Below are 13,862 nucleotides of genomic sequence, written 5' to 3' on the forward strand. Positions count from 1 at the left end.
CCTTTCCAGAAAGAGAGCACGTCGATGGTGACTGACACTCGCAACACACGGAACGCCCTGAGATCAGGCTGGCGCCAGGAGATCACGAAGGCCCAGTGGCTCGTGCTCACCGGCACCATGCTCGGCTGGGGGCTCGACGGCTTCGCCGGCAGCCTCTACACCCTCGTGCTCGGCCCGGCGATGGCCGAGCTGCTGCCCAACAGCGGCATCGACGTGGCCCCGGCCACGATCGGCCTCTACGGCGGCCTCACCATCGCCCTCTTCCTGGCCGGTTGGGCGCTCGGCGGCATCGTGTTCGGCGTGCTGGCCGACTACTTCGGCCGCACCCGCATCCTCACCATCGGCATCCTCACCTATGCCGTCTTCACCGCGGCTGCCGCGTTCGCCGACACCTGGTGGCAACTCGGCATCCTGCGCTTCATCGCCGGACTCGGCTCGGGCGTCGAGGCGCCGGTGGGCGCAGCGCTGATCGCCGAGAGCTGGAAGAACCGCTACCGGGCGCGCGCCGGCGGCGTGATGATGTCGGGCTACGCGGCCGGATTCTTCATCGCGGCTATCGTGTTCGCCCTGGCAGGCGGCATGGGCTGGCGCTTCATGATGGCCCTCGCCGTCATCCCCGCCATCCTGGTCTGGTTCATCCGACGCTTCGTGAAGGAGCCGCCGGAGTCGGCCGACGCCATCCGGGAGCGCCGCGAGCGCAAGAGGGCGGGCAAGAGCCTCGCCAAGGATGACTTCGTGCTGCGTCGGCTCTTCCGCCGCCCGCTGCTGCGCCCCACCCTCACCTGCACGGCTATCGCCACCGGAGCGCTCATCGCGTTCTGGAGTGTGAGCACCTGGTACCCGCAGATCATCCGCGAGATGGGCGCCGCCGAGGCGTGGTCGCCCGAGCAGATCGCCTCGCACGTGGCCTTCGCGTCGATCCTGTTCAACGCCGGCGGCATCGTGGGCTACGCGGCCTGGGGCTTCATCGCCGACAAGATCGGCCGCCGACCCACCTTCCTGCTCACCTTCGGGCTCGGGGCGCTGGCCATCGCATTCCTCTTCCCCTTCCAGCGCGACATCACCACCTACCTCGTGGTGATGCCCGTGCTCGGCTTCGCCCTGTTCGGCTCGCTCTCGGGCGCGTTCATCTACAGCCCCGAGGTGTTCCCGACCAGCGTGCGGGCCTCGGCCATCGCCTTCTGCAACAGCGTGGGCCGCTTCTTCACCGCGGCGGGCCCGCTCGTGGCCGGCGTCATCGCCGGCTCGTGGTTCAGCGGCAACCTCGGCGTCGCCACCGCGGTCATCGCCTCAGTCGGCATCATCGGCCTGGTCGGCGTGCTCTTCGCCCGCGAGACCCGCGGCCACGCCCTGCCGACCGACGACGGGGCACCGGATGCCACGACCCCCATCACCCCCGGCGTCACACCCGATCTGCGAAAGGCCTGATCATGACCCGCGACAGCTCCACCCGCGACATCCCGACCCCCGAGCAGCCCTACCGCGGTGCCCGTGCCCTCGTCATCGGCGGCTCCATCGGCGGCCTCACCACCGCCCTGCTGCTCCGCGACGTCGGCTTCGAGGTCGACGTCTACGAGCGCACCGCCACTCCGCTGCACGGCCGCGGCAGCGGGATCGTGCTGCAGCCCGACACGCTGCGCTGGTTCGAGGAGCGCAGCGGCCTCGATGCGGCCGCGCTCAAGACCTCCACCGAGCGGGTTCAGTACCTCGACCGAGAGAACCGCATCATCACCGAGGAGGAGCGGCGCTGGGAGTACACCTCCTGGGGCACCTTCTACCGGGCTCTGCTCTCCGACTTCGGCACCGAGCACTACCACCTCGGCGCCTACGCCTCGGGCTTCGACGACGACGGCGACTCGGTCACCGTGCGCTTCGCCGACGGCCGGGTCGAGACCGCCGACCTGGTCGTGTTCGCCGACGGCATCAACTCGCCCTCCCGGGCTCATTTCGACGCGGATGCCGAGCCGACGTACTCCGGCTACGTGGGCTGGCGGGGCACCGTCCCGCTCCGCGAGCTCAGCGCGCCGACCCGGCGGCTGATGAGCGACGCCATCACCTACTCGGTGGTGCCGAACTCGCACATCACCCTCTACCCCATCCCGGGCGAAGAGGGCGTGGGTGCCGACGACCAGCTGATGAACTACGTCTGGTACCGCAACGTGCCGGCCGGCCCCGACCTCACCGAACTGCTGACCGGCAAGAACGCCTTCGTCGGCGCCGTCTCGCTTCACCCCGGCCAGGTGCAGGACCGCTTCGTGAGGGAGCTGCGCGAGACCGCTGCGGCGCTTCTCGCCCCGGCGGCAGCCGAGGTCGTGCTCGCTACCGCCGAGCCCTACCTGCAGGTGGTGCTCGACGTGCGCTCGCGCCGGATGGCCCAGGGGCGCACCGCGCTCGTCGGCGACGCCGCCTGCAGTGCCCGCCCGCATGCGGCGGCCGGCACCGCCAAGGCCGCGGCCGACGCCTGGGCGCTTCACGATGCACTGCTCGAGAGCGACGGCGACATCGCACGGGCGCTCGAGGCCTGGGAGCCGGCTCAGCTCGAGCTCAGCCAGGCCCTGCTCTCGCGGGTCACCGAGATGGGCGACCGCTCCCAGTTCCACAACACCTGGGTGCCCGGCGACCCGTCACTGCGCTTCGGGCTCTACGGGCCGGGCATCCTGTACCCCGAGCACATCCGGGCGCAGCATCGTCAGCCGCAGGCCACGGCCTCCTGAACCAGACCCCCACCCGACCCACCGAACCACCGAACGGAGAACCATCATGTCGAGCTTCCTGGCCGACCTGCCCCTGGCGGGCACCCTCATCGGCACCGACTTCGAAGGCTGGAGCGCGGAGCTCCGCGCGGAGTTCGCCGAGCACGCCTTCGACGGCGAGGTCGGCTCGCGCCTGCTGAGCGAGAACGACCGGGTGCGGGTGTGGGAGATCCGCCTCGAGCCCGGCGAGCGCTGGCACGCCCACCGCCACGTGCTCGACTACTTCTGGACCGCGGTGAACGCGGGCACGAGCCGTCAGCACACCTTCGACGGCACCACCCGCGACGTCTCCTACGGTGCCGGCGAGACCCGGCACTTCCATTTCAGGCCGGGCGAGTACCTGCTGCACGACATCCAGAACGTGGGGGAGAGCACGCTGGTATTCACCACCGTCGAGCACCTCGACTCCGACAACGACGCGCTGCCGCTGCCCGCCCACGACGTCGAGGATGCGCGATGAGCTTCGAGCTCCGGCCCGGCCCGGTCGACGTGCACGCGCACTGGCTGCCGCGCGAGTTGTTCGGCCTGCCGCCCGGGGCGCCGTTCGGCGGCATCACCGACCGCGACGGCCGGCTGTTCCTCGGCGAGGTGCCGCTGTCGATCGAGACCCGGCTGATGAGCGACGTCTCCGAGATCCGCGCCGATATGGAACGGGCGGGAGTGGGCTCGCGCGTGCTCTCCGCGCCGCCGTTCGCGTTCGCCCTCGGCACCGAGAAGGGCGCCGCTGACTACGTCGACGCCTTCAACGACGGGCTGGCGCAGGTGGTGCGCGACGGGGAGGGCTGGTTTGCGGGCTTCGGCTGCGTCACGCCGGCCGATCCGCAGGCCACGGCCCGCCAGCTGCAGACGATCTCCCGCACCCCCGGACTCGTCGGGGTGGCCCTGCCACCCCTGCTTCACGGCACCTCTTTCGACTCGGAGCCGCTCGAGGGCGTGCTGCGACAAGCCGACGAGTTCGGCCTCGCCGTGCTCGTGCATCCGATGCAGCTCCCCTCGCCCTCGCTGTCGAAGCATTATCTCGTCAACCTCATCGGCAACCCCGTCGAGACGGCCACCGCGATCGCCTCGATGCTGCTCGGCGGCGTGCAGGAGAGTCTGCCCACCCTGCGCGTCTGCTTCGTGCATGGTGGCGGCTGCGCGCCGGACCTGCTCGGCCGCTGGAGCCACGCCTGGCACGCCCGCGCCGACGTGCGCGCCGCCTCCACCCGCCCGCCCGAGGACGGCTTCCGCGCGCTCTACCTCGACACCGTCACGCACGACGACGACGCCTTCACCCTGCTCGCCGCGAAGGCCGGTGATGGCCGGGTGCTGCTCGGCAGCGACTATCCATTCGACATGGCAGACGGCGACCCGGTGCGGCACGCGCTCGAGCGCGGTCTGACCGCGGAGCAGATCGAGCGCGACGGGCGCGAGTTCCTCGGATTGTCGGAATCCGACCCCACGGTCTCGCGCTGACCGTGGGATAGCGTATCTCTTCTCGACAGACGACGATGGGCCCCCCGTGACCTCCCGAACACCGGTCCTTGGACAGTACCTTCGAAGTCGTCGCGCCCGGATGGATCCCCGATCCTTCGGCTTCCCCGACGACGGCCGGCGCGTACCGGGGCTCCGACGCGAGGAGATCGCCCAGCTGGCAGGCATCAGTCGCGACTACTACACCCGTCTCGAGCAGGGGCAGGGGCACCAGATGTCCGACCAGGTGATGAACAGCCTGGCCGAGGCGCTGCAGCTCGACGGTGACGAGCGCACCTACTTGCGGCGGATCGCCCGCTCCGGGCTCGACCGGGCGACTCGCTCGGTAGAGCCCCTGACGGTGCCGGTTCCGGTGAGCGACCAGGTGCTCACTCTGCTGAAGAGCTGGTCGCACGTGCCGGCCTACCTCTTCGACAGCAACCTCGACATCGTCGCCATCAACGAGATGGGCGACTATCTGAGTCCCCTCTACGCCGCCTACGGCGACAACAGCGTGCTGGCGTCGTTCGGCATCCTTCGCGACTACCCGCACTTCGCCGGCTACCTGGATGTGGCGCGCAGCACGGTGGCCGCCCTGCGGTTCCACGGCGATCCGTCGAACCCCCGCTACCGCGAGCTGGTGGGCGAGCTCTCGGTGGAGCATCCGCTGTTCAGGCGGATGTGGTCGGAGCACGATGCCCGGCCGCTCTCTGACGGATCGGCCTGGATCAGCATCGACGGGAGCGAACCGGTGGAGGTGCCCTGGCAGGTTCTGGAGGTGCCTGGGGGCTTCTTCCTGTCCTTCCGGCCGGTGCGGGAGGGCAGCCGGGCTCACGAGCTGTTCGAGCAGGTGCGTCTGACGAAGATGACCGGTCGTGGCATCCGTGGCCCCCTCGCGGGCTGGCCGGCGACGTAGTGCGATAGCGGCGTCGACACCCGACGACAATGGGCACGCCCGTGGACTCCCGACAATCGGTTCTCGCTCAGTTCCTCCGCAGCCGGCGGGCTCGGCTCGACCCCCGCGCCTTCGGCTTCGCCGACGACGGCCGGCGCGTGCCCGGTCTGCGGCGCGAGGAGCTCGCCCAGCTCGCCGGCATCAGCCGGGACTACTACACCCGGCTGGAGCAGGGTCAGGGCCATCGGATGTCGGATCAGGTGCTGAACAGCCTGGCCGACGCACTGCGGCTCGACGGCCACGAACGCAGATACCTGAACCGGATCGTCCACGCGGGCTTTCCCGCGGCGGCCCGTTCTGCGGCACCCGTGCCGATCAGCGACCAGGTTCTGACGCTGCTCGAGAGCTGGTCTCACTTGCCGGCGTACGTCTTCGACAGCAACCAGGACGTGATCGCCATCAACGAGATGGCTGACATCCTGAGCCCTGGTTACGCGATGTACGGCGACAACATCGCGATCGGGGCCTTCGCGGTGCTGCGGGCCTATCCCGAGGTCGAGAACTACCGGCAGACCGCGCGGGACGCCGCGGCGGCCCTGCGCTTCCACAGCGACCCCGGCAACCCGCGGCTGCGGGAGCTCGTGGGGGAGCTCTCGGTGAGCGAGCCGTTGTTCCGGCGCATCTGGTCGGAGCACGACGCCCGACCGCTCACCGAGGGCACCATCATGATCAGCGTCGAGGGGAGCGAGATGGTGGAGTTCCCGTGGCAGGTGCTCGAGGTTCCGGGGGGCTTCTTCATGACCGTCTGGCCGGTCGAGGAGGGCACCCGTGCCGACGAGCTGATGACCCATCTGCGGGAGTCCAGGATGACCGGGCGGGGCATCCGCGGACCGCTTCGGGGATGGCCGGCGCTGTAGGTTCCGACATTCATCCGAACCCTGCCCGAAGCGCTGTTCAACACCTGTGTCGCCGCGTTAGCGTGATCACATGACAGCCGAACTTTCGCAGGACGAGACACGGGCCGGCATCACAGCGATGCTGTCGTCGTGGTCGGGTGTGCCTGCACTGCTGTGCGATCGCCACCTCACCGTGCTCGCCTCGAACGCGGCCGCCCGGGCTCTCTCGCCCGGGTTCGCCGAGGGAGTGAACCTGGCGCGCTTCACCTTCCTCGAGCCCGAGGTGAACCGGGATCACGACATGTACGACGCGGCGGCGAACCAGGTCGCGGCGCTGCTACGCGAGTCGCTCGACGAGCACCACGGCGACGCAGCCTTCCGGGCGATCGTCGGCGACCTCTCGGTGCTGAGCCTCGACTTCGCCGCGGCGTGGGCCGACGAATCGCTCTCCGCGCGGGCCAGCGGTGTCATCGACTTCGCCGACACGCCCGTCGGGCTCATCCAGATGGGCTACCAGGTGCTGCGCGTGCCCGGCAGCGAAGACGACTCGCTGCTCGTCTGGGGCCCCGCCGACGAGGCCTCGGCCAACGCCCTAGCCCGCCTCCTCGCGAGCGCCTGAGGTCCTGCCTGCCGATCCGGGCGATGGCGCAGACGCCAGAGGCGCACCCCGGGTGAGCGGGGTGCGCCTCGAAGGTGCTGCGGGGGCGCGACTACTTCTGGATGAAGGCGAGCAGGTCGGGGTTGATGACGTCGGCGTGGATCGTGAGCATTCCGTGCGGGTAGCCCTCGTAGATCTTCAGCTCGGAGTTCTGGAGCAACTCGTGCTGCTTCAGCGAGGCGTCCTTGTAGGGCACGATCTGGTCGTCGTCGCCCTGGGTGACGAGCACGGGCACGGTGATGGCCTTGAGGTCCTCCGTCTGGTCGGTCTCGGAGAACGCGGCGATGCCGGTGTAGTGGGCGTTCGCCGCGCCCATCATGCCCTGGCGCCACCAGTTGGCGACGACGGGCGCGGAGACCTTGGCGTCCGGCCGGTTGAAGCCGTAGAAGGGGCCCTCGGCCACGGCCTGGTAGAACTCGGCGCGGTTCGCGGCCAGCGCGCTACGGAACCCGTCGAACACCGAAATCGGGGTGCCCTCGGGGTTGGCGTCGGTCTGCACCATCAGGGGCGGCACGGAAGAGACGAGGATCGCCTTCGCGACGCGGCTCTGGGGCTCGCCGTACTTGGCGACGTAACGGGCGACCTGGCCGCCGCCGGTCGAGTGGCCGACGTGGATCGCGTTGCGCAGGTCGAGGTGCTCGACCACGGCGTTGACGTCGCTGGCGTAGTGGTCCATGTCGTGGCCGGTGCCGATCTGCGAGGAGCGGCCGTGACCGCGGCGGTCGCTGGCGATGACGCGGTAGCCCTTGTCGAGGAAGAACAGCATCTGGGCGTCCCAGTCGTCGGCCGAGAGCGGCCAGCCATGATGGAACACGATCGGCTGCGCGTCGACCCTGCCCCAATCCTTGTAGTAGATCTCTACGCCGTCTTCTGTGGTCACAAACGCCATGATGAACCTCCGTGTCAGTGTCGAACAAAGCTGCCCTCCTCAGCCGTCGGTGAGGCGCGGACGGCCTCAAAGCTAACGCCGGCCCCGACCGGGTGGTTCCGACATTCGCCGAGGAACGCGCAGCCCCCCTTCCTACCCGCAGACGTACGCCCCAGGGTGTCCTGAACTGCGAGGATGGGGCGATGGACGAGGGGCAGGCTGCCGCAGTTGCGCGCCAGATGGCAGCACTGTCACCCGGGCGCCGCGAAGCGGTGCGCGAGGTCGTGCTCGACGCACGGCGCCGCGGATGCGTTGACGACCGCGCGCGGGCGTACCTGCGCCGGGTGACGGGCGCGGATGTCATCGCCGACCTCGTCGCGGAGGCGCTCGCCGCCGAGCAGCCGAGGGCGATCCCGTGACGAGAGGGGTCGGGAGCACGGGCGGAGCCAAGGGCGTGCTCGGCCCGCTCAGCGCAAGGGCGTGATGCCCTGCGTGGTGCGTGGGAACGTGGCCAGTACCTCCCTCGGGATGTTGAGGTGTGCCGACACGAGCTCCGGCGGCACGTGCGCCAGCCAGTTGGCGAGCGACACCTCCTCGTAGCGGGGGGCGCGGAAGGTCTCGATGAAGATGGCGAGCTCGGTGCCCGTGTTCTCGATGTAGTGTCCGAAGTTGCGCCCGACCACTCCCACGTCACCGGCGTTGAAGTCGGTGGTGTTGGCGTGCGGGCCGGTGTTGAACACCGTCATGCGGCCGGAGCCCTTCAGCCAGTACTGCCATTCGTCGGCGTTCGGGTGCCAGTGCAGTTCGCGCATCGCACCGGGCTCGAGCGCCACCAGCGCCGCCGCGACCGTCTGCGACATCGGGAAGTTGCCGCCGTCGGCGATCTGGATCTTGCCGCCGCTGTTCTGGTGCACGGGCTCCGACTGCGACAGTCGGAAGATCACGGCCCCGGTGTCGGGCTGCACGCCCGCCGCGGCGCGATCGGTCTCCAGGTCGCCGGGAACGTCGCCGGGGAAGATCCAGAGGTTGTGCAGCGGGATGTCCTTGAACACCTCCTGGGCGACGCCGAAGTTCTTCGCCAGCACCTCGGGCGGGGTGTGCGCGAACCAGTCGGTGAGCAGCAGCGTGTTGCTCTCGGACTGCGCGCCGTCGTCGAACGCCAGCACGAACTCGGCGCCATCCGGGCCGAGGCCCTGCAGGGAGTGCGGCAGCCCGGGCGGGAAGTACCAGAGGTCGCCCTCGTGCACGTCGTCGACGCTCGGCAGGCCGTCACGACTGAGCGTGGTGATGCGGCAGCTGCCCCGCGTCATCACCGCCCACTCCGCCGTCTGGTGCCAGTGCAGCTCCCGGATGCCGCCGGCCTCGAGGTACATGTTCACCCCGGCGATCTCGTCGGAGATCGCGAAGTCCTGCTGTGTCAGCTCGCGTGCCCAGCCGCCGCGCTGCACCCGCCGGGGCGAGATGTTGAACGACGACCAGAAGAACGGCTGCGTGCTGATGTCGGTGGGCGGCGCATCCATCTGGTTGGGGAAGAGCTTCTCCAACGCCGGATTCTGCGGCCCCGTCATCACCAGGCTGGTGGGATCGCCGATCGTGTTGACCTCGCCCTCCGCGGGCTGGTCGGGGTTGCCGAAGACCGGCGCCTCGTGGTTGGGCGCGCTCTCGTCATTCACTGTCATGGCTCCTTCTCCTTATCGCTCGAGGGGTTGTACCTCCTTCGATGACACTGCACGCACCGACGGCGCCGCTCCTCAGAATTGCGCAAGAGCCCTCGACTCCGGATGGAGCGGCGGCGGTCGTGGCGTCCGTAGGGTGACTCGTGATCGGGAGGGGCGGCGGATGAGACGACTGCACGTGGCGCTCGTGCTGCTGTCGTTCGGAGCGGGGGCGGCGGATGCGTTCGCCTTCCTCGCCCTGAGCGGCACCTTCACGGCGAATATGACCGGCAACCTCGTGCTCGCCGCCCTGTTCACGAAGCCGGCGTACGTGACCACTTTGCTCTGCGCCCTGGTGGCCATCGCCGCGTTCGCCGTGGTGCTCTACTCGGGGTTCCGGTGGACGAAGAACGCCGAGTCGGCGGAGGCGTCGAAGCGGATGTCCATCCGGCAGCTGCTCGTGCCCTCGCTGCTGGCCCAGGCGGTGGTGGTGGCGCTCTGGCTCCTGGTGTGGCGTCACCTGCCGCTGGCCGTCGAGTTCGTGGTGATCGCCCTCTCGGCAGGGGCGCTGGCGCTGCAGACCGTGGCGGCCAAGAAGCTGACGGACATCGACGGCATCACCACCACGTACGTCACCGGAACCCTCACCACGACCATGCAGGCACTGGCCGAGCGGAGCGACCGGGGGCAGGGCATCCGGGTGCTCTCGATCGTGGCCCTGCCGGCCGGGGCGCTGGCGTGCACTGCGCTGCTGCAGCTGGTGCCATGGGTGGGACCATTGCTGCCGTTCGTGATCTCGGGAGTCGCGACGGCGATCGCGTTCGCCGCCGAGCCACCGGCCGCGGCACCGGCTCCGGCCGGTGCCGCGGCACCGGCTCCGGCCGGGGCGTGACGGCGGGGCTCCGGTGTCCTGGCGAGCCGCGACCCGCGACCTGTTCACCCTGCGAAAGGCGCCGCCGCAGTGGCCGCTGGGACTGCAGGCGGCGGTCGCCATCATGCTGCCGCCCTTCGTCTTCGCCCTGGCGGGGCAGGCGACCCTCGGGCTGACGGCCTCGCTCGGCTCGTTCATCGTGCTGCACCTGCCCGACCGCAGCCGGCGGGAGCGGGCGCTGGAGCTTCCGGTGATCATGGTGGGGTTCCTCGTGGCCGCGGGTGCCGGCATCCTGACCAGCACCTCCCTGCTCGGCAACCTCGCGGCGATGCTCGTGGTAGCGGTGGTGAGCTCGTTCGTGGGCCTCGGCCTCGGCGTCGGGTCGCCGGGGTCGATGTTCTATGTGCTGATCACGGGCGCGATCGGGGCGCTGGTGGCACCCGTCTCCGCGCAGGGGGCGGGTGTCGACCCATGGCTGGCGCTGCTCATGCTCACCATCGGGATGGTCACCGGGTATCTCGTGGTGCTGGCGCCGCTGCTCGTGCCGGCCGGGCGTCGGCGGGATGCCGTGCGATACCGGGCGCGCAGACCGTGGCGGTTCGCCTACACGGCCGACGTGCGGCGCATCTTCACCCGCCTCACCATCGCCACCGTGCTGGGGGTGGCCGCCGGGGGTGCACTCGGGCTGCACCGCGTGCATTGGGTGCTGCTGGCGATCATCGCCATCCTGCAGAAGGACAGCCAGGTGCGGCTGAGCGTGCTGCGGGGCCTGCATCGTGTGCTCGGCACCGCGGTGGCGCTGCTGCTGTTCTACCTGATCGCGCTCTGGAACCCGACCGGGATCCCCTTGGTGCTGCTGATCGGGGTGCTGATGTACCTCTTCGAGATCCTCGTGCCGAGGAACCTGGGGCTGTCTCTGGTGGCGATCACGCCGATGGCATTGGTGATCGCCGCCGCCGGGGCGGACCAGCCGCTGATGGACATCGTGGGTGTGCGGGTGGAGGACACCGCCACCGGGGCCGGGATCGCCTTCCTGGTGGTCGTCGGCGTCACGCTCCAGCGCAGGCTCGGCGCCGCCGGGCGCCTTCGCCGCCGCGCCGCCGTCCGGGCCGCGCCGATGTCGACCCCGCGTCCCGGTGGCCGCGGGTAGAGGCGTTGTCGATCGGCGGCGCCACGAAGAGGATCGTCGTCAGCGTCAGCCCGATCGTCAGCGGTGCCATGGGCGCCATGCCGCCACGCTAGGGATCGCCGGCCTCCCTGTGATGAGGCTGCTTTCGGATCGCTCTGCGACGATTGGCGAAGAGGTACCGCGTTTTGTGCGGCGCCGCGAGCAAGTGCTGCACGCTGGGCGGCGTCGTGCTGAACGCCTTTGCGGCCTCGAGCAGCTCGTCGTCGTACTGCGTGATGCGGTCGGCGTGCTGGTCGAGGTGCTCCTGCCAGGAACCGACGACGAAGGCCTCCACGAGAACGGCCGGGTCGTCGCGGTCGGTGTAGAGCTCCCAGCGTCGCGCACCGGTGCGGCGGCGGCTCTCCTCCACCGGCTCCATCTGCCGGGTGAAGCGCTCCCGGTCGGCCTCGGGCACGGTGTACCGCACCAGCACGAGTACCTGATCCTCGTCGACGTCGTACTCGGCGCGCACGGGCGGGGCATCGGTCAGCGGAAGGGGCACGGCGGCCCGGCCCATCCCGGTGGGGTCGGCGAACGGCCGGATGATCAGCGACACCGCGACGGCGACGATCAGGATGCCGGCTGTCACCAGGGTGGTCGCAAGGCCCGCGGCGTCGGCGGCGGCGCCAACGAGCAGCGAGCCGAGCGCCGTGCAGCCGTAGAGCACGAGCTGGTAGAGCGAGAGCCCGCGGGTGCGCACCCAGGCGGGCAGGAAGGACTGCACCCCGCCGTTGATCGTGGCGATCACCCCGAGCCACGCGACGCCCACCGGCACCAGCACGGCGGCCGCGATCCACTCGTTCGGCGCCCAGGGCAGGGCGATGCTTCCGGCCCCGAACACTGCCGCCGAGATCAGGATCACCGTGTTCTGCTTCAGCCGTGCGCTCGCGGCCGGCAGCAGCAGCGCTCCGAGGATCGATCCCCCGCCGAGGGCGGCGAGCAGCACCCCGTACCCCGCCGAGCCGAGCCCGAGCGAGGTGCTGGCCACGACCGGCAGCAGCGACCAGATCCCGGACGCGGGAATGAGGAACAGGCCCAGCCGCAGGTACATCGAGCGGATGATCACCGAGTGCCGCACATAGCGCAGCCCGGCGAGCGTGGCGTCGATGAAGGTCTCGGGGCGCGACCGGCGCGGCCGGTAGGAGCGCCAGAGCAGCAGGGTGGCGACGAACGCGGCGAAGCTCAGCGCGTTGAGCAGGAACACCGCGGCGACACCGAACTGGGCGACGACCACACCGGCCACGGCCGGACCGATCGCCCGGGCGATGTTCACCCCGGTCGACGAAAGGGAGGCCGCGCTCGGGATGTCGCGCACCGGCACGATCTCGGGCACGATCGCCTGATACGCCGGCAGCTGCAGGGCCGAGCCGGCCCCGAGCAGCAGGGTCAGCCCGAGCAGCACGGGCGCCGTCGTCAGCCCGGCGACGGTGAGCGCGGTCAGCAGGCCCACCACGATCAGCTGCCCGGTCTGCACCACGATCAGCAGCAACCGCTTGTTGAGGAACTCGCCGAGCACCCCGGCGGGGATCGCCAGCAGCAGCACCGGGGCCGCGGCCGCGGTCTGCACGAGCGCGATGACCCAGGCGGGACTGTGCGCCTCGACGAGCAGCCACTGCGCCCCGACGGTCTGCATCCACGCGCCGATGTTGCTGACGATGCCGGCCAGCCACAGCGCCCGGAACGCCCCCACCCGGAAGGGCGCCAGGAACCCGGAGGGAGTCGCGGCGGTCGCTTCCATCACGAGGAGAGGAAGGCGATGATGTCGTCGTCGAGGGCCCGCCGGTAGGCACCGACGATGCCGTGGGGAGCGTCGGGATAGATCGTGAGGGTGCCCTGCGCGAGGAGGGTGATCGCGATCTCGGAGGTCGCGGCCGACGGTACGATCCGGTCGTCGGCCCCATGGGCGAGCAGCACGGGCACCTCGAGCGCCCGCAGGTCGTCGGTGAGGTCCGTCTCCGAGAAGGCCCGGATGCCGTCATACGCGGCGGCCAGGTTCAGGTTCTGGCCCTGCCGCCAGAGATCGTCGCTGTCGCCGCGGGTGACGGTGGCGCCCCGACGGTCGCCGCCGAAGAAGGGGCCGGCGAGGTCGATCCAGTACTGCGAGGCGTTCTCCAGCACGGCCTCGCGCATGGCGTCGAGGGCGTCGAGCGGAACACCGTCGGGGTTCGTCACGGTCTGCAGCAGCAGCGGAGCGACCCCGCCGACGGTGATGATGCTCACCACCCGGCCCTGGCCGTGCCGGGCGGCGTACCGCACCACCTCGCCGGCGCCGGCGCCGTGGCCGATCAGGGTGAGGTCGGTGAGGTCGAGCGTCAGCACGAGCTCCCTGAGGTCGCCGACGTGGGTGTCCAAGTCGTTTCCGGCATAGGTCTTCGAGGAGCGGCCGTGACCGCGCCGGTCGTGGGCGATCGCGCGGTAGCCCGCATCCGCGATCAGCTTGATCTCACGCGCCCACGCGTCGGAGGAGAGGGGCCAGCCGTGGCTGAGCAGAACGGGCCGGCCCTCGCCCTGATCGGTGTAGTAGATCCGGGTTCCGTCGGTGATGGTGATGTAGGGCATAGAGCGTCTCCGCGGTTGTTCGAGCGGCCGGTTTCCCTCGACGCTAGGCGCGAGCGGGCACCGCGGGTACGACCGCCCGTCCACACC

The 13,862-nt window shown here is 70.3% G+C and carries 14 protein-coding genes; 10 read left to right on the forward strand and 4 right to left on the reverse strand.

Features of this window, described 5'->3' with window-relative positions; translation table 11 throughout:
* Window positions 1-24: 24 nt before the first annotated feature.
* The 7 genes from N1032_RS03330 (at window position 25) to N1032_RS03360 (ending at window position 6,615) form a co-directional block, all read left to right on the forward strand.
* The gene (locus N1032_RS03330; RefSeq protein ID WP_259537427.1) at window positions 25-1,428 is read left to right on the forward strand and encodes an MFS transporter; all 1,404 of its coding nucleotides are present in this window, start codon (window positions 25-27) and stop codon (window positions 1,426-1,428) included.
* Between the two features lie 2 nt (window positions 1,429-1,430).
* Window positions 1,431-2,714 (forward strand): FAD binding domain-containing protein, encoded by a 1,284-nt coding sequence (locus N1032_RS03335; protein WP_259537428.1) that lies wholly within the window; start codon window positions 1,431-1,433, stop codon window positions 2,712-2,714.
* Window positions 2,715-2,760: 46 nt separating this feature from the next.
* Complete coding sequence (locus tag N1032_RS03340; protein ID WP_259537429.1) at window positions 2,761-3,213, forward strand: cupin domain-containing protein; 453 nt, start codon at window positions 2,761-2,763, stop codon at window positions 3,211-3,213.
* Entirely contained in the window at window positions 3,210-4,208 is a 999-nt protein-coding gene (locus tag N1032_RS03345) for an amidohydrolase family protein (RefSeq protein ID WP_259537430.1), read from the forward strand. The genes N1032_RS03340 and N1032_RS03345 overlap by 4 nt, the downstream gene beginning before the upstream one ends.
* A 46-nt stretch (window positions 4,209-4,254) precedes the next feature.
* Entirely contained in the window at window positions 4,255-5,121 is an 867-nt protein-coding gene (locus tag N1032_RS03350; protein WP_259537431.1) for a helix-turn-helix transcriptional regulator, read from the forward strand.
* A 41-nt stretch (window positions 5,122-5,162) separates the two neighbouring features.
* Window positions 5,163-6,017 carry a helix-turn-helix transcriptional regulator gene (locus N1032_RS03355; protein WP_259537432.1) on the forward strand — a complete coding sequence of 285 codons (855 nt, stop codon included), beginning with the start codon at window positions 5,163-5,165 and terminating at the stop codon, window positions 6,015-6,017.
* A gap of 70 nt (window positions 6,018-6,087) precedes the next feature.
* Window positions 6,088-6,615, forward strand: a complete 528-nt coding sequence (locus N1032_RS03360; protein WP_259537433.1) for an MmyB family transcriptional regulator — start codon at window positions 6,088-6,090, stop codon at window positions 6,613-6,615.
* A gap of 91 nt (window positions 6,616-6,706) precedes the next feature.
* Here the strand turns inward: N1032_RS03360 and N1032_RS03365 are convergent, their stop codons facing one another.
* Window positions 6,707-7,543, reverse strand: coding sequence for an alpha/beta fold hydrolase (locus N1032_RS03365; protein ID WP_259537435.1), 837 nt, complete (start codon window positions 7,541-7,543; stop codon window positions 6,707-6,709).
* Between the two features lie 218 nt (window positions 7,544-7,761).
* On the opposite strand from N1032_RS03365, the gene N1032_RS03370 reads away from it, so the two are divergent.
* Complete coding sequence (locus tag N1032_RS03370; RefSeq protein ID WP_259537436.1) at window positions 7,762-7,941, forward strand: hypothetical protein; 180 nt, start codon at window positions 7,762-7,764, stop codon at window positions 7,939-7,941.
* Window positions 7,942-7,989: 48 nt separating this feature from the next.
* Here the strand turns inward: N1032_RS03370 and N1032_RS03375 are convergent, their stop codons facing one another.
* Window positions 7,990-9,201: a cupin domain-containing protein gene (locus tag N1032_RS03375; RefSeq protein WP_259537437.1), complete on the reverse strand. Its 1,212-nt coding sequence runs from the start codon at window positions 9,199-9,201 to the stop codon at window positions 7,990-7,992.
* Between the two features lie 160 nt (window positions 9,202-9,361).
* Between N1032_RS03375 and N1032_RS03380 the strand changes: the two genes are divergently transcribed.
* A complete protein-coding gene (locus tag N1032_RS03380) occupies window positions 9,362-10,069 on the forward strand; it encodes a DUF1275 family protein (RefSeq protein ID WP_259537438.1) in 708 nt (235 codons plus the stop codon).
* Between the two features lie 13 nt (window positions 10,070-10,082).
* A complete protein-coding gene (locus tag N1032_RS03385; protein WP_259537439.1) occupies window positions 10,083-11,198 on the forward strand; it encodes an FUSC family protein in 1,116 nt (371 codons plus the stop codon).
* 88 nt (window positions 11,199-11,286) lie between these two features.
* Here N1032_RS03385 and N1032_RS03390 read toward each other — a convergent pair whose 3' ends face one another.
* Window positions 11,287-12,954, reverse strand: a complete 1,668-nt coding sequence (locus tag N1032_RS03390) for an MFS transporter (RefSeq protein WP_259537971.1) — start codon at window positions 12,952-12,954, stop codon at window positions 11,287-11,289.
* Entirely contained in the window at window positions 12,954-13,775 is an 822-nt protein-coding gene (locus tag N1032_RS03395) for an alpha/beta fold hydrolase (RefSeq protein ID WP_259537440.1), read from the reverse strand. Before N1032_RS03395 ends, N1032_RS03390 begins: the two co-directional genes overlap by 1 nt.
* Window positions 13,776-13,862: the final 87 nt, after the last annotated feature.

Source organism: Herbiconiux daphne (assembly GCF_024979295.1).
Classification (GTDB): Bacteria; Actinomycetota; Actinomycetes; order Actinomycetales; family Microbacteriaceae; genus Herbiconiux; species Herbiconiux daphnes.

Coding starts and splice junctions, on each gene's coding strand:
- N1032_RS03330 (WP_259537427.1), top strand. CDS start 25: ATGGTGACTGACACTCGCAACACACGGAACGCCCTGAGATCAGGCTGG.
- N1032_RS03335 (WP_259537428.1), top strand. CDS start 1,431: ATGACCCGCGACAGCTCCACCCGCGACATCCCGACCCCCGAGCAGCCC.
- N1032_RS03340 (WP_259537429.1), top strand. CDS start 2,761: ATGTCGAGCTTCCTGGCCGACCTGCCCCTGGCGGGCACCCTCATCGGC.
- N1032_RS03345 (WP_259537430.1), top strand. CDS start 3,210: ATGAGCTTCGAGCTCCGGCCCGGCCCGGTCGACGTGCACGCGCACTGG.
- N1032_RS03360 (WP_259537433.1), top strand. CDS start 6,088: ATGACAGCCGAACTTTCGCAGGACGAGACACGGGCCGGCATCACAGCG.
- N1032_RS03365 (WP_259537435.1), bottom strand. CDS start 7,543: ATGGCGTTTGTGACCACAGAAGACGGCGTAGAGATCTACTACAAGGAT.
- N1032_RS03370 (WP_259537436.1), top strand. CDS start 7,762: ATGGCAGCACTGTCACCCGGGCGCCGCGAAGCGGTGCGCGAGGTCGTG.
- N1032_RS03375 (WP_259537437.1), bottom strand. CDS start 9,201: ATGACAGTGAATGACGAGAGCGCGCCCAACCACGAGGCGCCGGTCTTC.
- N1032_RS03380 (WP_259537438.1), top strand. CDS start 9,362: ATGAGACGACTGCACGTGGCGCTCGTGCTGCTGTCGTTCGGAGCGGGG.
- N1032_RS03390 (WP_259537971.1), bottom strand. CDS start 12,954: ATGGAAGCGACCGCCGCGACTCCCTCCGGGTTCCTGGCGCCCTTCCGG.
- N1032_RS03395 (WP_259537440.1), bottom strand. CDS start 13,775: ATGCCCTACATCACCATCACCGACGGAACCCGGATCTACTACACCGAT.